The organism is Agromyces sp. NPDC056965, assembly GCF_042673425.1.
In the GTDB taxonomy this organism is placed as follows: domain Bacteria; phylum Actinomycetota; class Actinomycetes; order Actinomycetales; family Microbacteriaceae; genus Agromyces.
In genome coordinates, this window is record NZ_JBHURI010000022.1 from 33,070 (window position 1) to 52,533 (window position 19,464).

Genomic DNA, 19,464 nt, shown 5'->3' on the forward strand with positions numbered 1-19,464 from the left:
CCCTTCACGCTAGCGTCCCCGCCCTCAGCAGTTGGGCCGGCAGGCCCGCTGCGAGAGCGCGTCGGTCAGCACCACGCTCAGGTCCTCGGGGCGGGCGGCCGAGTATGCGGCGCCGCCCGTCGCCTCGGCGATCCGCCGCATGGCGTCGAGATCGGTGTCGGGCCCGATGCCGACGAGCGTCACCGGCACGGGCCGGGCCGGATCGTTCAGCGCGGCGAGCTCGGCGAGCAGCTGCTCCCCCGAGATGCCGTTCTCGTCCTCGTTGCGGCCATCGGTCAGGAGCAGCACCGAATTGACCTTCTCGGGGTCGTACTGCTCGCGCACGCTCTGCACGGCCGCGAGCGTCGTGTCGTAGAGGCCGGTGGCGCCGCCGAGGCGCGCCGGCAACGACGCGATCACGTCGGTCACGAGCTGCTTGTGCGCGTCGTTCGAGAGCCGGTCGATCGGCGCGAGCGACTCCCAGTCCTGCTCACCGGCGCGCAGCGTCGAGAAGCCCCAGACGCCGAGGTCGACCTGGCCCGAGAACTGGGCGAGCGTCGTCGCGGCCGCCTGCTGCAGCACGTCGATGCGACGCTGCCCCGACACGGTCGGCTCCTCCATGGATCCCGACAGGTCGATGACCGTCAGGATGCGCGAGCGCACGCTCACGACGCCCCAGGTGCGCAGGATCGCCACCTGAGCGGATGCCGCGGCCGAACTCACCTCGACGGGCGCCTCGACCACGCCGTCCTGTTCGAGCTCGCCGCCGCCTCGGCCGTCGCGGAACCCGTCGGTCGCGAAGCGGTCCTTCGCCTTCCAGAGCGCGATCTTCAGCGCGCCGAGCTCGTGGGCGCGGCTCGCGAGCTCGACCGCCTGGGCGTCGGACTCGTCGGGCTCGCCGTCGCGCAGGTGCTTCGCGAGCTCGCTCTCGTCGAGCAGGCGCAGGAACGGATAGCTGAGGGCGAGGCTGCCGTCGCTCGGGTAGAGCGCGAGCAGCGGCTCGGCGCCCACCTTGCGGTTGTGCAGCGCGAGCTGCTGCTCGCTCGCGATCGCCACGGACCCCGGCGCGTTGACGCTGAGCGCGGCGAACGCGGCATCCGCATTCGCCGGAACCTCGCCGTTCAACCGGAACATCGCGTTCTGGAACTGCCTCGGCTGCGTGATGTCGGCCCGGCTCTCGAGCGACTGGAGCGCGTTCAGGCTCGCCGAGGACGCCTCGGGATCGGGCAGCAGCGCCGGGAACTCGTCGTTCAGCAGGCCCTTCCAGCTGAGCTCACGACCGGCGAACTCCTCGGCCCTGCTCACCGGCGCCGCGAAGACCACCGGACTGGTCGCGATCGACCGCTCGAGCGCAATGTCGGGCACCGGGCGCCCGAGCGAACGCGCCATGCTCGACATCCGCACGAGCCAGACCGGGGAGTCGGGGATCCACGCGTCGACCTCGGTCGCGTTGCCGGAGGCGAGCACGGCCGCCGTGTCGGCGGACTCCTGGGCGAGCACCTCGGTGCGCGAGCACGCGGCCTCGGTCGCGTCGTACTCGGCGGCGACGGCCTGCACGGTCGCCGCGATCGCCCGATCGGCGACGACGGTCAACTCGACCGGCGTCGTGCACTCGGGCACCGGGTCGATCCAGCCGTCGAGTCCGCCCGTCGCCCAGGCGGTGCCGACCGCTCCGACCCCGCCGACGAGGGCGATGACGGCGATCGCCGCGGCGAGGACCGCGGTCGTCCGGCGCCGACGTTTCCGGCTCTGCTCGCGTTCGCTTCGACGACTCATCGTGCTCCATTGCTCGGCGGTGAGCGCTCGGGGTCAGCGCTCGGGAATGCCGCGATGCTCGTCAGGGGTTTCGACGGCGGGGTGCACCGCTTGCATTGGTAAGCAATCATTACATCCGGGAGCGGGTCGTCGCACTCCCGAGTTGCCGGCGGCTCGCTCGACGGGCGACGCCCAGCTTTCCGACGACGCAGTCGCGATAGCCTGATCGGGATGCCTGATTCACCCGCCCCCACCCGGCTCCGCCCGGGAATCCGCGCGCTCACCGCCGTCGTCGCCGTGACCGCCTCGGTGCTCGTGTTCGCCGGCTGCAGCCAGGCCGTGCCGATCGAGACGGCGCCGCTCGCGAGCGATCCCGCCTGCGCGGCCGTCGTCGTGCGACTGCCCGACGCACTCGCGAAGGACACCGAGGCCGAGCAGCAGCAGCGCGAGACCAACGCCCAGGGCACGGGCGCATGGGGCGAACCGGCCTCCGTCATCCTGCGCTGCGGCGCCGAGGCGCCCGGCCCGACGACCGATCGCTGCGTCAGCGTCAACGGCGTCGACTGGGTCATCGACGAGTCGCAGAAGCCGAACTACCTGTTCACCACGTACGGGCGCACGCCGGCCGTCGAGGTGCTCGTCGACAACGACGTCGTCTCCGGCACGACCGTCATCACCGAACTCGCGTCAGCGGTCTCGGTGATCCCGGCAGATGGCGGCTGCACGACGCTCGACGAGACGTTCGACGACACGTCGGGCTGACGCTCGACGGCGACGGCGACGGCCGCGCCCGGCGCAGGGCTCGTGGCCGGCGCCCGGTGCGGGCAGGCGCCGGACGCGCTCAGCGACTGCCGCGTGCGTACCCGCCGTCGATGAGCTCGGCGATCAGGTCGGGGTAGGCGAGCCCCGACTGCTGCCAGCAGGTCGGGAACATCGAGATGGGCGTGAAGCCCGGCATCGTGTTGATCTCATTCACGACGAAGCCCTCGTCGGTCAGGAACACGTCGACACGGGCGAGCCCCTCGCCGCCGATCGCCTCGAACGCGTGGCGCGCGACGCGCTGCAGCTCGAAGAGCTCGCCGTCGCCGAGCTCGGCCGGGCAGATCAGCTCGACGCCGGGGGCGTCGAGGTACTTCGCCTCGAAGTCGTAGAACTCGCGGCCAGTCACGACGACCTCGCCGGCGACGCTCACGCGAACCGACGCGTCGGCGCCGCCGAGCACGCCGCATTCGATCTCGCGGCCCACGACCGCGGCCTCGACGAGCACGGTGCCGTCTTCGGCGAAGGCGGTCTCGAGGGCGACGTCGAGCTCCGACCAGTCGGCGACCTTCGTGACGCCGACCGAGGAGCCGGCGCGTGAGGGCTTCACGAACACGGGAAGGCCGAGCGCCCTGGTGCGTCGCTCCCACAGCTCGCGGTTCTCGTCGAGCGAGGATCGGGTGAGGGTCACCCACGGCGCCACCGCGATGCCGGCGCCCTCGAGCACGGTCTTCGTGAAGTGCTTGTCCATGCCGATCGACGAGGCGAGCACGCCGTTGCCGACGTAGGGCAGGCCGAGGAGTTCGAGCAGCCCCTGCACCGTGCCGTCTTCGCCGAAGCGGCCGTGCAGGATCGGGAAGACCACGTCGACGTCGCCGAGCGAGCGCTCGCCCGAAGCATCCGTCACTCGGAGCTCGCGCGACGACGCGCTCTCGGGCCAGCGCACCCGGCTGCCGTTGTCGACGACCTCGGGCAGATGGGCCGGGTCGAGGGCGAAGCGGTCGGGGTCGTCGGACTCGAGCACGAACGCGCCGTCGTGGGTGATCCCGACCGGGATCACCTCGTACCGGCTACGGTCGATCGCCCGGAGCACCCCGCCCGCCGTTGCGCAGCTGATCGAATGCTCGCTGGAACGCCCTCCGAACAGCAGAACCACTCTGAGCTTGTCCATCGATCGTCCTTTCGCCCTGCGGCTCGTCGTCTGTCGTGAGGTGGGGCGCGATGTCCTTCGGGTCGAGGGTGCCCGCGAGCACCTGCCGAACCTGTTCGACGATGGGCATGTCGACGCCCATCGCACGCGCCAGTTCGAGGATCGGTCCGACCGATGCGAGCCCCTCGGTGGTCTGCTGCATCTGATTGACGACGTCGTTCAGGTGGTAGCCCTGGCCGAGCAGCCGCCCGGCGGTGTTGTTGCGCGAGAGCGGCGACTGGCTCGTCGCGATGAGGTCCCCGAGCCCCGCGAGGCCCGCGAGGGTCTCGGGGTGGGCTCCGTATGCGACCGCGAAGTCCGTCATCTCGACGAGGCCGCGCGTGATGATCGACGCCTTCGTGTTCTCGCCGTAGCCGACGCCGTCGACGATGCCGATCGCGACGGCGATGAGGTTCTTCAGCACGCCGCCGAACTCGGTGCCGATCACGTCGGTGTTCACGAACGAGCGGAAGTAGCGGTTGCGGGCGACGGATGCCACGGCCTGGGCCGTCTCGAGGCTCGTCGACGAGACGACGGCGGCCGTCGGCTGCTCCTTCGCGATCTCGAGCGCGAGGTTCGGGCCCGAGATCACCGCGATCTGCGCGGGGTCGATGCGCAGCACCTCGGCGATGACCTCGCTCATGCGCTTGCCGGTCGACTTCTCGACGCCCTTCATGAGCGAGACGACGGATGCCTGTGCGTGCAGGTGCGGCGCGATGACCGCGAGGTTCTCGCGCAGCGATTGGCTCGGCACCGAGATGTAGACCTGCTCGGCGCCGGCCAGCGCGAGATCGAGTCGGCTCGTCGCCCGGAGCCCCAGCGGTAGGTTGACGCCGGGGAGGTAGTCGCTGTTCCGCTTGGCCTCCTGGATCTCGCGTGCGAGCTCGGGGCGCCGCGCCCACAGCACGACGTCGGCGCCGCCGTCGGCGAGGATCTTCGCGAACGTCGTGCCCCAGCTGCCGGCGCCGAGGACGGCGACGCGCTTGCCTGCTGCCTTGCGGCCGGTCTTGGCGAGAACTCTAGTCTTCAAGGCGACCGGTCTCCTTCTGGCCGTGCTGCGTCGGATCCCAACGCTCGGCCGGTGCCGGTTCGCCGCGCAGCTCCGCGAGCAGCTCCGCGATCGCGTCCATGAGCTCGCCGGTCGCCGCGAGCAGCGTGCGCTGGTCGAGCGGCCCGCCCCGGTAGGCGCTGAGGTCGAGCGGTTCGCCGATGATGACGTCGATCGTCTTGCGCGGGAACGGGTGGAGCTTCTTGCCGTAGCGCGGCATGAGCTCCTGCGTGCCCCAGTGCGCAGCGGGGATGATCGGGATGTCGCGCTCGAGCGCGATGCGCACCGCGCCCGTCTTGCCCCGCATCGGCCACAGGTCGGGGTCGCGGGTGAGCGAGCCCTCGGGGTAGACGACGACCATGCGCCCCTTCTCGACGAGCTCCTCCGCTGCACGGAGGGCGCGGTGGCTCTTGCTGCCCGCGCGCTCGACCGGGATCTGCCCGGAGGTGCGCAGGAGCCAGCCCAGCACGGGGTTCTTGAAGAGCGACGCCTTCGCGAGGAATCGCGGCGCGCGGCCGAGCTTCCAGACGGCCGCGCCCATCACGAGCGGGTCGATCTCGCTGTAGTGGTTCGGCGCGAGCACGAACGCACCCGACTGAGGCATCCGCTCCCTGTGGTGGAACCGGTAGCGGACCGCGAGGCTCAGCGGCGGGAGGGCGATGGCGGCGAGCAACCAGAAGAACGACGGTCGGCGGGTCTCCGACCGTGTCGTCATGGGGCTCGTCGAGGGAGTGTCGTCGTGTGGCACTCCCCCATTATCCTTCGAGTTCGAAGTCCGCCCCGAGGAGCTCCAGCTTCGTGATGAAGTTCTCGTACCCGCGCGCGATGATCCCGACGTTCGAGACGGTCGAGCGGCCGTCGGCCGTGAGTGCTGCGATGAGGTGGCTGAAGCCGCCGCGGAGGTCGGGCACCTCGATGTCGGCGCCCGTGAGCTTCGTGGGGCCCGAGATGATCGCCGAGTGCTTGAAGTTGCGCTGCCCGAAGCGGCAGGCCGCCGAGCCGAGGCACTCCTTGTGCACGTCGATCGATGCGCCCATCTCGACGAGCGCGTCGACGAAGCCGAACCGCTGCTCGTAGACGGTCTCGTGCACGATGGAGACGCCCTTCGCCTTGGCGAGGGCGACCACGAGCGGCTGCTGCCAGTCGGTCATGAAGCCCGGGTGCACGTCGGTCTCGATGATCACGGGCTTCAGCTCGCCACCGGGGTGGAAGAAGCGGATGCCGTCCTCTTCGATCTCGAAGGCGCCGCCGACCTTGCGGAAGACGTTGAGGAAGGTGAGCATCTCGGGCTGGCGCGCGCCGCCGACGAAGATGTCGCCCTCGGTCGCGAGCGCCGCAGCGGCCCAGCTCGCGGCCTCGTTGCGGTCGAAGAGCGCGCGGTGCGTGTAGCCGTCGAGCTTCTCGACGCCCTCGATGCGGATGACCCGGTCGGTGTCGACCGTGATGATGGCGCCCATCTTCTGCAGGATGTTGATGAGATCCATGATCTCGGGCTCGATCGCCGCGCCCGAGAGCTCGGTGATGCCGTCGGCGAGCACGGCGGTCAGCAGCACCTGCTCGGTCGCCCCGACGCTCGGGTAGGGCAGCGAGACCTTGGCGCCGTGCAGGCCGCCGGGCGCCGACATGCGGATGCCGCTCGGCAGCTTCTCGACGATGGCGCCGAAGTTGCGCAGCACCTCGAGGTGGTAGTCGATCGGACGGTCGCCGATGCGGCACCCGCCGAGGTCGGGGATGAACGCCTCGCCGAGCCGGTGCAGCAGCGGGCCGCAGAACAGGATCGGGATGCGGCTGGAACCCGCGTGCGCGTCGATGTCGGCCATGTGCGCGGTCTCGACCGCCGAGGGGTCGAGGATGAGCTCGCCCTCGACACCCTGCGTCACGCTCACACCGTGCACTTCGAGCAGGCCGCGGACGATCCGGACATCGCTGATGTTCGGAACGTCCTTCAGCACGCTCGGAGTGTCGCCGAGGATGGCCGCGACCATCGCCTTCGTGACGAGGTTCTTCGCGCCCTTCAACTCGATGCGACCGCGGAGCGGCTTGCCACCGTTGATCGTGATCTTGTCGACGTTCAACCCGACTGCCGTTCCATGGTTCTTGGCATCTTGCCCGAGTGTGTTCACAGACTCCCTGATTCCGCCGGCTCCCGGATGGGGAGCGTCTTCGGCCGCCACGACTCTCGATGAGACTCGAACTCGGCGATTGCTGCTTCATCTCTGAGGGTGAGCCCGATGTCATCGAGCCCCTCGAGCAGCCTCCACCGAGTGTAGTCGTCGATCTCGAACGGCACCTTCAGCGACCCTACGGTCACTGTTCGCTCAACCAGATCGACCGTCACCGCTATTCCCGGATCGGCCTCGACGACCTCCCAGAGCCGCTCGACGTCTTCATAGGCGACCTGCGCGGCGAGCAGCCCCTGCTTGCCGGCATTGCCCCGGAAGATGTCGCCGAACCGCGAGCTGATCACGACGTCGAAGCCGAAGTCGCGCAGCGCCCACACGGCGTGCTCGCGGCTCGAGCCGGTGCCGAAGTCGGGGCCGGCGATCAGCACCTTCACGCCCTGGTGCTCGGGACGGTTGAGCACGAAGTCGGGGTCCTGTCGCCAGGCGTAGAAGAGGGCGTCGTCGAATCCGGTCTTCGTGACCCGCTTGAGGAAGACGGCCGGAATGATCTGGTCGGTGTCGACGTTCGAACGGCGCAGCGGCGCCGCGGTGCCGGTGACGGCGGTGATCTTCTCCATGATCAGTGCCCCTCCCCTTCGGTCTGCAGATCCCACGGGCTCGACAGCGTGCCGCGGATGGCGGTGGCGGCGGCGACGAGCGGCGACACGAGGTGCGTGCGGCCGCCCTTGCCCTGGCGCCCCTCGAAGTTGCGGTTGGAGGTCGAGGCGCAGCGCTCGCCCGGTGCCAGCTGGTCGGGGTTCATGCCGAGGCACATCGAGCAGCCGGCGAAGCGCCATTCGGCGCCGAAGTCGGTGAAGACCTTGTCGAGCCCCTCCGCCTCGGCCTCGAGCCGGACGCGAGCCGAACCGGGCACGACCATGACGCGCACGCCCTCGGCCTTCTGCTTGCCCTTGATGATCGAGGCGAAGGCCCGCAGGTCTTCGATGCGGCTGTTGGTGCACGAGCCCATGAAGACGGCGTCGACCGCGATCTCCTTCAGCGGCGTGCCGGGCTCGAGCGCCATGTACTCGAGGGCGCGTTCGGCGGCGGCCCGCTCGTGCTGGTCGTCGATCGCCGCGGGGTCGGGCACGGTCTCGGAGAGCGAGACGCCCTGGCCGGGGTTCGTGCCCCAGGTCACGAAGGGCTCGAGCGTGTCGGCGTCGATGAACACCTCGGCGTCGAACTCGGCGCCGTCATCGGTCGCGAGCGTGTCCCAGTAGGCGACGGCGTCGCCCCAGTCGGCGCCCGACGGTGCGTGGTCGCGGCCTTCGAGGTACTCGTACGTCGTGGCATCCGGCGCCACCATTCCGGCGCGCGCACCCGCCTCGATCGACATGTTGCAGATCGTCATGCGGCCGTCCATCGAGAGCGCGCGGATCGCGCTGCCGCGGTACTCGAGCACGTACCCCTGGCCGCCGCCCGTGCCGATCTTGGCGATGACCGCGAGGATGATGTCCTTCGCCGTCACTCCCGGGCGCAGGCTGCCCTCGACGTTGATCGCCATGGTCTTGAAGGGCTTCAGCGGCAGGGTCTGCGTGGCGAGCACGTGCTCGACCTCGCTCGTGCCGATGCCGAACGCCATGGCGCCGAACGCGCCGTGCGTCGAGGTGTGCGAGTCGCCGCAGACCACCGTGATGCCCGGCTGCGTCAGGCCGAGCTGCGGGCCCACGACGTGCACGATGCCCTGCTCCTTGTCGCCGAGCGAGTGCAGGCGGATTCCGAACTCCGCGGCGTTGCGGCGCAGCGTCTCGATCTGCGTGCGGCTCGTCAGGTCGGCGATCGGCTTGTCGATGTCGAGCGTCGGGGTGTTGTGGTCCTCGGTCGCGATCGTCAGGTCGGGCCGGCGCACCGGGCGACCCGCCATTCGCAGGCCGTCGAAGGCCTGCGGGCTCGTCACCTCGTGCACGAGGTGCAGGTCGATGTAGATCAGGTCGGGCGTGCCGTCTTCGCCCTGCTTGACCAGGTGGGCGTTCCACACCTTCTCGGCCAGGGTGCGCGGGCGATCAGTCGCCGCGACAGCGTCGTTCGTGGGTGCTGCGTTCATGCGTTCGTCTTCCTCAGGTCCAGGGGTCAGCCGACGACAGACTCCGCGGCGGGGAAGGCCTCAGAACGAAGCCCCGCCGCGGCAACGAAGGAGAAGTCGTGCGCGCACAGCTTCAGGCTAACACCTCGGAAACGTCGGCCCTGCCAGATGACACCGAACGCTCAGGCGCGCTCGACGCGCACCGCGAAGGTGCCGAGTTCGAACCGATCGCCCGGCGAGAGCACGACGCGCTCACCCGGATCGAGGTCGCGCTCGACGCCGTGCGCATCGGTCACGAGCACGCCGTTCGTCGAGTGCAGGTCGGTGACGGAGAGCTCCGCGCCCTCGAGGTCGACGATCGCGTGGGTCTTCGACACCGACTTCGCGGCGTCGACGACGGGGACCAGCACCGCGTGCGGGCGCACCGGCACGGGTGCGGGATCGCGGCCGAGCACGAGCGACCCGCCGACCTGGAACCGCTGTCCGTCGTCGAGCGAGAGGATCCACGGCCCGTGCGGCACGGCCTGCGCCTCGGGCACGACCGGCTGCGGCGGCGTCCCGGGCGCCACCGGCGTGAACGTCGGGAAGGCGGCCGGCGCCACGGCGGGCGCAGGCCGCGGCGGCGCCTCGACCGTGTCTGGTATCAACCCCGGAGGCGGAACGATGAACCCCTCGTGCTCCACGGCTCCACTCTAGGCGAGCCCGCGGCGGCGGCGCAGCCCCGCGTCATCCCGTTGCGGGTGCTGCGGCCTCGCCGCCGGACTTCGCTCGCCCGGCCGTCTTCGGCGGCTTGGTCGGCGCAGCTCCGGAGATGTCCACCTTCGCCCAGTCGCGCTTCGAACGGATGCGGAAACGGCTGAACAGCCGCCTGAGGCGACCGGATGCCGCGCGCGCGAGTCCGACGGACTCGAGGGCTGCGCTCCAGCTCTCGTCGACGACCGACTGCTCGATCTCCTGTCCGCCGAAGACCGCCCGGTCGGTGGCATCCGCCAACGGCATCACCCGGATGCCGCTCGCGGGCCCGTCGGCACGGACGACCCGCACCGGGCCGGTGTCGGTGTGCGTTCCCCGGGCGTCGCCGAGTCCCTGCTCGCGCAATTGACGCTCGATCACCGCGGCCACCTGTCGGCGGCTCCCGGCGCGAGGCACGTCGAAGCCGAGCTCTGCGAACTCGTCGGTCATCTCGTCCCAGGCTCCGGCGACGCGGCGGTCCCCGGATCCCCTATTCCGTCGCCGCTGCCGACGCCGCGCCTTGACCGCGGCGATCGCGAGCATCGCTCCGAAGAACAGGAGCAGCGGGATGCCGACCACCCCCGCCGCGACCCACGCCCACAACGGGATGGCGAACGGCTGATTCTTCTTCTCGTCGTCGCTGTCGTCGATCTCGACCGCGGTGAGCAGGTCCTCGTCCTCGTTGTCGCTCCGCGGGGGCTGTCGCACCTGGGGCTGCGGCTCCGACTTCGGCTTCGGCGTCTGGTCCTGCGGGATGTCGGTCTCGTCGGGGGTCGGGTGGAAGGAGACCCAGCCGACATCTTCGAACGCGACCTCGACCCAGGCCGTGACATCGTCGCCGACGACCTCGACGGACTCCGAGTCGTCGCCGATCTGCGGTGCGAAGCCCATGACCACTCGCGCCGGGTACCCCAGGTACCTGGCCATGAGGGCCATGGCCGAGGCGTACTGCTCCTCGTCGCCGACCATCTGGCTCCGCGTGAACAGCTCGATCATTCGGTCGGCGCCGTGCCCGGCGCGCGAGGGCACGGAGTCGGAGGCGAGGCCGTGACTCAGGAATCCCTGGGTCTTCAACGCCGTCTCGATCGCCCGCAGCTGCTCGATGGGGCTCTCCGCACCACCGGCGAACTCTTGCGCCTTCGCGACGACGACATCGGGTGTGTTCTCCACCGGAGCGAGGTCGATCTGAGCCGCGGGCGTGTCGACGAGGTCGTCGTCGTCGATGCCCTTCTGCAGCGTGGCGTCGATCGTGTACCGGTAGCCTTCGCCGACCCCGCTCGTCAGCACCGCGGTGCCGGTCGACGGGTTGTAGCGCAGGTCGCCCGCCCCGGCGACGCTCTCGGCGTCGTCGAAGCGCAGTCGTGTCGGATACCCGACTCCCGGCAGCCAGACGTCGTCGTAGCCGGCGATCTCGATCTCCGCCGTGCGGTCGCCGCCCGCGCGCATGAGTTCGGGCAGCGGCAGCGTCTCGCCGACGAGCTCGAAGCCGCCGTCGGACGAGGCCATGTCATCGGGCCCGGCGACGTTCCAGAGCCGGCCGTCGTACGAGTCCATGCTCGCGAGCCGGATCACGTCGCCCGGCTCGAGTCCGGTCGCCGTGAAGATCGGCGTGTCGGCGAGGTCCTTCGTATACGAGCGGAATCCCGCGAGCGGGCTCGGGAACGCGAGCGGATCGAACGGCGGCGTGATCTCCTCGCGAAGCACGAAGCGATCGGGCTGCGTCGGAGCGAGCGCCGTGCCGGCGAGGGCGCCGACGAGCACCGCACCGGTGACGAGCATGCCGGTTCCGGCGAGCTTGCGATGCCGCAGCCGGTTCGCACCGGCATCGCTTGCAGCGGGAGCCGCGCTCCGCCGCCAGCCGAGCCAGATGAGCGCGATCGCGGCGAACGCGACGCCGCGGACACCCGCGAAATAGGTCTCATCGGTGCCGAGCAGGATGCCGGAGAGGAAGAGCAGCGCCGGGCCGATGAGCAGCACGCTCGAGCGGAGCGGCGACCGGCGCACCACGAGCCAGCGGCTCGCGAGCATCGTGCCGACCAGCGCGACGAGCCACGTCGCGAAGTACGGCACGACGGGGATGTAGTACGGGGCCTCGACCGGAGTCTGGAGGGTGACGATGTCCGCCCAGCCCCAGACGGCGCCGAGTGCGAGCCCCGCGAGCGTCTCGAGGCTCGGCACCACGCCGAACAACGACTGGGCGGGCATCGTCAGCGCACTGCCGAAGAGGAAGTAGCCGAGGAGCGCGGCCAGCACGTTGGTGACGACGCCGAGCCGGAGCACGTAGCCGAGCACGCCGAACGCGGTGCCCACGACGAGGCCGCCGATGCCGGCGACCAGGAAGTTGTAGTCGCCGAACGAGGTCTCGTAGCCGATCACGCCGAGCAGGGACAGGACGGAGATGATCGCCACGTCGGGCCATGCCCGCGCCGGGAACGGCCGTGTGGCGGACTGCGCGGCGGGAGCCGCGGGGGCGGGCTGCACAGGTGTCGTCGAATCGGTCACGGCCGCACCCTCCGCATGACCCGGGGCAGGTCGCCGATCGCACCGATCGTGACGACCGTGAGCCCGGAGACCTTCGCGATGCGCGACGGCGCACCGAACTCGGCACGGAATCCGATGGTCTGCGTGTCGAGGCCGAAGACGGTCTCGGCCGCGCGGAAGTCGGCGAGCGGCACCTGCGAGCCGCCGACGATCATGACCACGCTCGGCGGCGGGAGACGCTTCGTCGCGTCCCTTGCGAAGTCTCGCAGGTTCGCGTGGTCGCCCGAGGTCTCGACCAGACGCGAGGTGTCGTCGAGCAGCGACGTCGGGGTGGCGGTGGAGAGCGGCATCCGCTCGCTCACGATGCTCATCCTGGTTCCGTCGCGCACGACCTGGACTCCGATCGACGCGGTGATGGAGATGGCGAGTTCGAACTCGTCTTCGGAGGCGTAGGCGGCGCGATCGGTCGTGTGCACGATCGTGAGCTGCGAGCGACGCGTCTCCTCGAACTGGCGGACCATCAGCTGGCCGGTGCGCGCCGATGTGCGCCAGTGCACGTTTCGCAGGGCGTCGCCCGGCTCGTACGAACGCAGGGCGTGGAAGGAGATGTCGTCGTTCGTGATCGTCTTCGTGACCTCGCCCTCGAGGTCGCGAACCAGGCCGGAGGCGCTCGGCGCCAGCCGCGCCGTCACGGGGTGCACGAAGAGCTCGACCTCATCGGTCCATCGCACGGTGCGTCGAAGCAGCCCGAGCTGGTCGCCGCGCACCGTGATCGCGGGACCGGCCACGATGACCGCGCGACGATGGGTCGGCACGGCGAAGAGCTCGTCGTGCTCGGCGCCCGGTGCGAGCACCGGAACGACGAACTCGGCGACGGCGCCGCCGACCGGCAGCTCCATGCGAGACGGGATCGAGGGCTTCGCGGCGACGTTCGTCACGAGCATGCGACCGAGCGCCCGCTCGCCGGCGACGACGCGGTGCGGATTCAGCTCGATGTGCACGCTGAAGTTCGCGCGTCCGAAGACGAACGCGACCGCCACGAGCAGGGCCGCGGCGAGCGTCGCGCCGACGAACCCGAACTCGATCCACCCGAAGATACGGCTGAGTGCGAACGACACCACGGCGCCGGCCAGCACGATCCAGCCGAGCGGGGAGACCACGCTCGTGACCGGCGCGGCGAACCCGAACACGCGCCCGAGCGCCTGCCCCGAGAGCCGCAGCGCGTTCCGCACGCCGCCCGCGACGGCGCGCCACAGGCCCCGCAGGGCGATGGCGGCCTGCGAGGGCACGCGCGGAGCGGCATCCGGGCGTTCGGGCGTGACGGTACCCGTCACACCGTCGCGCAGAGGGGCCGCCGGGCGTTCGGGTGCGGTGGAATTCGTCATGCCGCGCGGTACGCGGGCGGTTCGACGTCGACCAGCACTCGGCTCACGATGTCTTCGGCCGTCACTCCGGCGAAGTCCGACTCGGGGTCGACGATGATGCGGTGCGCGAGAACGGGCACCGCGAGCTCGCGCACGTCGTCGGGCGTCACGTAGGTGCGGCCCTGCGACAGCGCCCATGTCTTGACGGCTCGCGCGAGCGCGAGTGCGCCGCGCATGCTGACGCCGAGGGTCGAGTCCTTGTGCGAGCGCGTCGCGGTCACGATGTGATTGAGGTACGCGAGCACGGATGCGTCGACGAACACCTCGGAGGCCAGCTGGGCCATCGCCGCGACGGAGCCGGGGGCGATGATCGGCGCGACCTTCGATGCGCGAGCGCGGTTCGACGAGTCGAGGAGCAGTGCGACCGCGGTGTTGTGGTCGGGGTAGCCGAGCGAGGTCTTGATCAGGAAGCGGTCGAGCTGCGCCTCGGGAAGCGTGTAGGTGCCCGCCTGCTCGACGGGGTTCTGCGTCGCGATGACCATGAACGGACGACCGACGTCGTGGCTCACGCCGTCGACCGTGACGCGTCCTTCCTCCATGACCTCGAGGAGCGCCGACTGCGTCTTCGGACTCGCTCGGTTGATCTCGTCCGCGAGCACGATCGAGGCGAAGATCGGGCCCTTGTGGAACTCGAAGACGCCCTTGCCCTGGTCGTAGATCGTCACGCCCGTGACGTCCGACGGCAGCAGGTCGGGGGTGAACTGGATGCGCGAGTTCGAACCGTCGAGCGTGTTGGCGAGCGCCTTGGCGAGCACCGTCTTGCCGGTGCCCGGTACGTCTTCGAGCAGCACGTGGCCGTCGCTGAGCAATGCCGTCACGACGAGCCGGATGACTTCGCGCTTGCCGAGGATCGCCTGGTCGACGTTGTCGACGAGCTTCGCGAAGGCGTCGGAGAACCAGTCCGCCTGTTCCTGTGTCACTGCCATGTCTGCTCCTCTGAGGTGTTCGGGCTGTGTTGGTGGCACGGGGTCACCATGTGTTGTAAGGGATGGCGTTCCATTGAGCACCGCTGATCGCACCCAATGTCACCGACGTGCCGCCGCCGATGTCTTCGAACCGTACGGCGATGGTGTCGTTGCGGATTCCGAGGTGATTCTGCAATTGGAGCTGTCCGCTCGCACCGAGATTGTTGTACGTGCCCTTGTAGGAACCCACGGCGGAGCCGCCGGCCAGCGCATAGACCCTGTAGTTTCCCGGGTCGAGATTATTCCAGGTGATGCGCACCTCGGCGCACCCGCCTCCGCCGCTCTGGCAGCCGATACTCGGGCCCTTGCCGATCGATCCGGAGGGCTGCGGTGGCGGTGGGTTGTTGACGACGACGGATGCGCTGTCGATGGGGCCCGGTTTGCCGCTGCCTTCATTGACGGCCCTCACGTCGACGGTCCACGTGCCGGCGCCGGCGCTGCCTGATGAAGCCGAGGTGCCGTTCGCCCTCTGCCAGCCTCCGCCGTTCAGACGCCACTCGTAGTGGATCGAACCCCCGCCGGTGACCGAGGGGGCGTTCCAGTCCATGGTCAACGTCGTCGGCGCGTCGCCACCCTTCCGGATCACCACGCTTCGCGGCTGGCTCGGCGTTCCGTAGGGAGTGACGGTGTTGCTGCCCGATGATGCCGTCGAGCTGCCGATCTTGTTCCTCGCGGTGACGGTGAACGAATAGGCCTGCCCGTTCGTCAGATTCGGGATCTCCTGGTACGTGCCGGCAGCGCTGACCGGGAATGTCCTGCTGCCGCCCGACCAGCTCACGGTGTAGTCGAGAATCGGCGAGTTGTTGGTCGCCGGCGTCTGCCATCGCACCGAGGCCGTTGCGTCGCCCGCGGTGGCGTGCGGGGCGGCAGGTGCGTCAGGGGCAGCGCGCACGATCACGGTGACGCGACCTTGCACCTCGCGTGCCGGGTCCTTCGTGCCGTCCTGCACCCGGTAGACGATGCTGAGCTCACCGGTGAACGCGGGACCCGTCTTCGCTGTGATGCCGGTCGCCGTGAAGGACACGCTCGCCGTCGATCCGACCGACGCCTGGTCGATCTGAGCGTCGACGACGCGCAGCGGAGTGCCCTCGGCTTCGAACGGGTTGATGTCGTTGGCCAACACGTCGATCGTCTTGGACTGACTGCGCAGCATCTCCTCGGGTCCGTCATCGCGCGCCTGCGCCTTCGGCCGCGACGAGCTCACGACCTCGACGTCGATCGAGCCCGGCACCGAGAACTCCTTGTAGTCGACCGTGAACGTGAGCGTCGTCTTCGTGCCAGGCTGCACGCCGAGCGGGGAACCCACGGTCAGTGTCGAACCGCTGATCCCGGCCGTGAAATCGGCGTTCTGCCCTTGCAGTCCGTTGTACGAGAGTTCCTGCAGCACCTTGTCGCTCGGGTGGCCGCTCGACTGCCGCAGGTCGATCTGCTGCGGGGGCTCGCCGGCCTCGACCTTCACTGCGCGCGGCGTGAACGTCGGCGGTACGTCTTCGAAGTTCGGGTCGCCGACGGTGACGGGGATCGTCAGGAATGCCTTGCGGCCCTTCGGATCGCTCGCGCTCTCGCCGTCGGTGACCTCGAAGGTCACCGCGGACTGACCCCGGAAGTCCTTGGCCGGCTTGTAGGTCAGGGTGGAGGCGTCGGTCATCGGCGACCCGCCGTCACCGTTCGTCGACGTCGCTGAGAGGATGCGCGCGGGCTTGCCCGACGGGACGATCACGATGTCGCCCACGCTCCACGAGATGGTGCCGTTCATGCGGACGATCTGCGGGCCGAGTTCCGCGAGGTAGGGCGGCGGGAACGTCTCTTCCTCTTCCTTCCCCGCATCGTCGGGATCGGTGCTCGGCGGCACGATGATGAACGCCATCGCCGTGAGCTCGTCGACCTCGTTCGTGAGTCGGAAGGCGATCGCCTGCCGCTTCGAGGTCGGCTTCACCTTGACGGTGCCGTCGGTCATCACCTCGGCGTTCTCGGAGTTCGGGCCCTCGACGGTCACCACGAGGTCCTCGACCAGACCGCCGGGGTTCTGCGCATCGTTCAGCGGGTCGACCGTGACTGAGCTCTTGTCGGCCACCTGCTTCGGCTCGATGATCTGGTCGTGCGCGATCGGCGGCTCGATCTTCGCGTCTTCGGTCACGAGTACCTGGATGAAGGCTCCGTCGGCGCCGCCGTGGCCGTTCGTGATCTCGTAGCGGACCGAGTTGCCGCCCTCGAAGTCGGGCGCCTCGACGAGCACCCGGTTGTTCTTCACGCTCGCCGTGAGGCCCTCGCCGACCTCGGGCAGCTTCTTCTGCACCTTGATCGGGTATCCGCTCGGGTCGGAATCGTTCGCGAGCACGTCGATCGCCGCACGGCGACCCGGGCGCAGTTCGACGACATCGTCGACGGCGTTCGGCGGGAGTGCTTCGGCGGGCCGAGGGATCACGCCGATGCGGATCGTGCCCGTCGCCGACTTGCCCGCCGTGTCGGCCACCTCGTAGGTGAACGACTCGGTACCCGCCGACCCCGCGTAGGCCTCGTAGCTGATGTGCGTGCTGCCGATGTCGACGATCTTGCCGAGCGAGGGCGGGGTCGTGATGCCGACGAGCGTGACGGAGTCGCCGTCGGGATCGATGCCGTCGAGAGGAACGTCGATCTTGACCGCGGTGCCCTCGAAGGTGCGCGAGGTCAGCGGCAACGGCAACGGCGCCCGGTTGCCCTTCGCATCGGGGCCGACGACCGTGAAGCGCACGACCGCTGAGGCGGATTGCTCGTAGTCGTCGAAGACCCGGTAGGAGGCGGTGTAGACGCCGGGCTCACTCGGCGCCTGATAGCGCACGGTGTCGTCGGCGGTGAAGACGAGACCGCCGGCTCCGCTGACGTCGACGAGCTCGGCATCGAGCGTGAGCGGTGCCGCATCGGGGTGGTAGTCGTTGTCGAGCACCGGCACGGTGACGATGTCGCCGGCGCGCACCGTCACCGCGTCATCCGTCGCGACGGGCGGCTGGTGCTTCACGAGCGGCGGCACGGGCACCACGGTCACGGTGCTCGTCGAACTCGCGATGCCGTCGGAGACCGTGTACTCGAACTGGAGCTGCTGGGTGATCGCCTCGGACGCCGTGATGCGCGCGACCGTGTTGTTCAGCACCTCGACCGAGAGCAGGTCGCCGGATGCCTCGGTGTCGACGGTCTGCACGGCGAGCACACGCCCGCTCGGCGACACGTCGTTGGTGAGCATCGCCAATGTCGTCGGCTCGCCGGGACGGAGGAACGCCGTGTCCTTCACCGCGATCGGCGGTGGTGACTCCCCCGGGACCTCTTTCACGTCGACGCGGATGAGCCCGACGCTCGTCGCCGCACCGGCTCCCAGGTTGTAGAGGAAGATGTGACTTCCGACATTGTCGGACGAGAACGCGATCGCGCCGCGCTCGAGATTCGGCGAGACGGATGCAGCCGTCGACGTCTGCTCGACGCCGAGCAACGCCAGCGGCTCCCCCGACGGACTGAGGTCGTTGACGAGCGGTTCGATCATCACCGTCTCACCGGCGAAGACCTCGGCGAAGTCGGGGGTTCCGACGGGGTTCAGCGCGCCCGGCTCCTTGACGTCGACGGTGAGCACCCCGGCCGAGGTGAGCGTGCCGTCGGAGACGACGAACTGCACCTCCTTCGTGCCGAGTTCTCCGGTCTTGTGCTCGAAGGTGACGAAGCCGTCGGGCGCGAACCGCACGGAATCACCGCTCGTGGGCGAGGCACTCACGAGGAAGACGTCGTCGCCGTCGGGGTCGACCCAGTCGGCGAGCACGTTGTAGCCCATCGACTTGCCCTGCTCGACGCTGACCGCACCCGAACGAATCGCGACCGGGGCGTTGTTCTCGGCCATCGGGCGGATCGTCACGTCGACATGCGCCTGCGCGACACCGAGCCTGCCGTCGTCGGCGGTGTACTGGAACGAGATCGTGCCCGCGGCCCCTTGAGCCGGGGTGAACTGCAGGGCACGACCCCCGTCGATGACCTCGAGACGGCCCGATTGCTCCGAGATCTCGCTGATGTTCGTCGCGGTGAGCACGTCGCCGTCGGGGTCGGTATCGTTCTCGAGGATCTCGAGCACCGTGGTGCGGCCGGGGCGGACGCCGAAGTCGTCGTCGCGCGCGGTGGGCGGACGGTTGGTCTCGCTGCGCTCGGCCAGTGTGTCTTCGAACGTCTGCTGGGAGGCCTTCTCATCGCCCTCTTCGGCGTCGGTCTCGTCGGGCGGCGTCACCTCGTCCCAGTTGTCGACGAGACGCATGTTGGAGTCGACGAGCCACACGTTGCCGTTCGACAGGTTGTTCAGGGCGATGACGCTGCGGTTCACCCGGAACTCGAGTCGCGAGCCTGTCGTGACCTGATCGATCGGCTGCACGACCGGCTTCTGCCCGTCGCACGCGTTGACGTAGCGACCGACGCCCGCCCATGCCCCGTGGGCGCAGCCATCGAGCCAGACGGGGCTCGAGACATCCACCGCGGACACAGGGGCGTCGATGTCGGCGGAGATGACGTCGACGTCGCCGCCGCTGAGCGGCACATTCAGCAACGAGTCCCCAGTGGCGAGCAGCACCGAGTCGGTCTCGACGCCGACCTGCTGGATCTTGAGCGCCTTCTTCTCGAGCTTCCTCGCGGCGCCATCGATGACGAGGACGTTCTCGTCGGTGTCGAGCACCACCGGCTCATCGCCCACCACCGACAACTGGTGCTCACCGATCGCCGGCAGATCGCTCAGCTCAGGGTCGGCGCCCGGCGATTCGACCTTCACGAGTTCGTCGTCTTCTGCGGAACTCGCGAAGACCACGCCGCCCTTCGACACGGCGACGTGGGAATCCTTGCCGAGCTGGGCGATCGGCTCCGTGTCTGCCGGGTTCAACTGCAGCTCGCCCGCCGCGCCCGTGACCCAGAGCTCGCCCTTCGGCGAGAGGATCGCGAGCGTCTCGCCGC

Annotated in this window: 13 protein-coding genes; 1 reads left to right on the forward strand and 12 read right to left on the reverse strand. The window is 69.5% G+C overall.

What is annotated here, in order from left to right; translation table 11 throughout:
* Positions 1–24: 24 nt before the first annotated feature.
* Positions 25–1,755 (reverse strand): substrate-binding domain-containing protein, encoded by a 1,731-nt coding sequence (locus tag ACFTQE_RS07775; protein ID WP_376924502.1) that lies wholly within the window; start codon positions 1,753–1,755, stop codon positions 25–27.
* A 210-nt stretch (positions 1,756–1,965) separates the two neighbouring features.
* Between ACFTQE_RS07775 and ACFTQE_RS07780 the strand changes: the two genes are divergently transcribed.
* Positions 1,966–2,496, forward strand: coding sequence for a DUF3515 domain-containing protein (locus ACFTQE_RS07780; protein WP_376924503.1), 531 nt, complete (start codon positions 1,966–1,968; stop codon positions 2,494–2,496).
* A gap of 79 nt (positions 2,497–2,575) precedes the next feature.
* On the opposite strand, the gene ACFTQE_RS07785 is transcribed toward ACFTQE_RS07780, so the two are convergent.
* From ACFTQE_RS07785 to ACFTQE_RS07835, 11 genes are all read right to left on the reverse strand, one after another.
* Positions 2,576–3,664: a D-alanine--D-alanine ligase family protein gene (locus tag ACFTQE_RS07785; protein ID WP_376924504.1), complete on the reverse strand. Its 1,089-nt coding sequence runs from the start codon at positions 3,662–3,664 to the stop codon at positions 2,576–2,578.
* Positions 3,564–4,712, reverse strand: a complete 1,149-nt coding sequence (locus ACFTQE_RS07790; RefSeq protein ID WP_376924505.1) for an NAD(P)H-dependent glycerol-3-phosphate dehydrogenase — start codon at positions 4,710–4,712, stop codon at positions 3,564–3,566. The genes ACFTQE_RS07785 and ACFTQE_RS07790 overlap by 101 nt, the downstream gene beginning before the upstream one ends.
* Positions 4,702–5,445 carry a lysophospholipid acyltransferase family protein gene (locus ACFTQE_RS07795; RefSeq protein WP_376924506.1) on the reverse strand — a complete coding sequence of 248 codons (744 nt, stop codon included), beginning with the start codon at positions 5,443–5,445 and terminating at the stop codon, positions 4,702–4,704. Before ACFTQE_RS07795 ends, ACFTQE_RS07790 begins: the two co-directional genes overlap by 11 nt.
* Before the next feature lie 40 nt (positions 5,446–5,485).
* Positions 5,486–6,853, reverse strand: coding sequence for a UDP-N-acetylglucosamine 1-carboxyvinyltransferase (murA, locus tag ACFTQE_RS07800; RefSeq protein WP_376924507.1), 1,368 nt, complete (start codon positions 6,851–6,853; stop codon positions 5,486–5,488).
* Entirely contained in the window at positions 6,850–7,470 is a 621-nt protein-coding gene (gene leuD, locus ACFTQE_RS07805) for a 3-isopropylmalate dehydratase small subunit (protein WP_376924508.1), read from the reverse strand. Before leuD ends, murA begins: the two co-directional genes overlap by 4 nt.
* Positions 7,471–7,472: 2 nt before the next feature.
* Entirely contained in the window at positions 7,473–8,936 is a 1,464-nt protein-coding gene (gene leuC / locus ACFTQE_RS07810; RefSeq protein WP_376924509.1) for a 3-isopropylmalate dehydratase large subunit, read from the reverse strand.
* A 161-nt stretch (positions 8,937–9,097) separates the two neighbouring features.
* Complete coding sequence (locus ACFTQE_RS07815; RefSeq protein WP_376924510.1) at positions 9,098–9,598, reverse strand: FHA domain-containing protein; 501 nt, start codon at positions 9,596–9,598, stop codon at positions 9,098–9,100.
* 43 nt (positions 9,599–9,641) lie between these two features.
* The gene (locus ACFTQE_RS07820; RefSeq protein ID WP_376924511.1) at positions 9,642–12,149 is read right to left on the reverse strand and encodes a transglutaminase domain-containing protein; all 2,508 of its coding nucleotides are present in this window, start codon (positions 12,147–12,149) and stop codon (positions 9,642–9,644) included.
* Entirely contained in the window at positions 12,146–13,513 is a 1,368-nt protein-coding gene (locus ACFTQE_RS07825; RefSeq protein ID WP_376924512.1) for a DUF58 domain-containing protein, read from the reverse strand. Before ACFTQE_RS07825 ends, ACFTQE_RS07820 begins: the two co-directional genes overlap by 4 nt.
* Positions 13,510–14,478 (reverse strand): AAA family ATPase, encoded by a 969-nt coding sequence (locus tag ACFTQE_RS07830; RefSeq protein WP_376924513.1) that lies wholly within the window; start codon positions 14,476–14,478, stop codon positions 13,510–13,512. The genes ACFTQE_RS07825 and ACFTQE_RS07830 overlap by 4 nt, the downstream gene beginning before the upstream one ends.
* 43 nt (positions 14,479–14,521) lie before the next feature.
* A partial coding sequence (locus ACFTQE_RS07835) for an Ig-like domain-containing protein (protein WP_376924514.1) occupies positions 14,522–19,464 on the reverse strand: 4,943 nt, incomplete at its 5' end.

What these genes read in the sequence shown, in the direction of transcription:
- ACFTQE_RS07775 (WP_376924502.1), bottom strand. Translation starts at nt 1,755, where the DNA reads ATGAGTCGTCGAAGCGAACGCGAGCAGAGCCGGAAACGTCGGCGCCGG.
- ACFTQE_RS07780 (WP_376924503.1), top strand. Translation starts at nt 1,966, where the DNA reads ATGCCTGATTCACCCGCCCCCACCCGGCTCCGCCCGGGAATCCGCGCG.
- ACFTQE_RS07785 (WP_376924504.1), bottom strand. Translation starts at nt 3,664, where the DNA reads ATGGACAAGCTCAGAGTGGTTCTGCTGTTCGGAGGGCGTTCCAGCGAG.
- ACFTQE_RS07795 (WP_376924506.1), bottom strand. Translation starts at nt 5,445, where the DNA reads ATGACGACACGGTCGGAGACCCGCCGACCGTCGTTCTTCTGGTTGCTC.
- leuD (WP_376924508.1), bottom strand. Translation starts at nt 7,470, where the DNA reads ATGGAGAAGATCACCGCCGTCACCGGCACCGCGGCGCCGCTGCGCCGT.
- leuC (WP_376924509.1), bottom strand. Translation starts at nt 8,936, where the DNA reads ATGAACGCAGCACCCACGAACGACGCTGTCGCGGCGACTGATCGCCCG.
- ACFTQE_RS07825 (WP_376924512.1), bottom strand. Translation starts at nt 13,513, where the DNA reads ATGACGAATTCCACCGCACCCGAACGCCCGGCGGCCCCTCTGCGCGAC.
- ACFTQE_RS07830 (WP_376924513.1), bottom strand. Translation starts at nt 14,478, where the DNA reads ATGGCAGTGACACAGGAACAGGCGGACTGGTTCTCCGACGCCTTCGCG.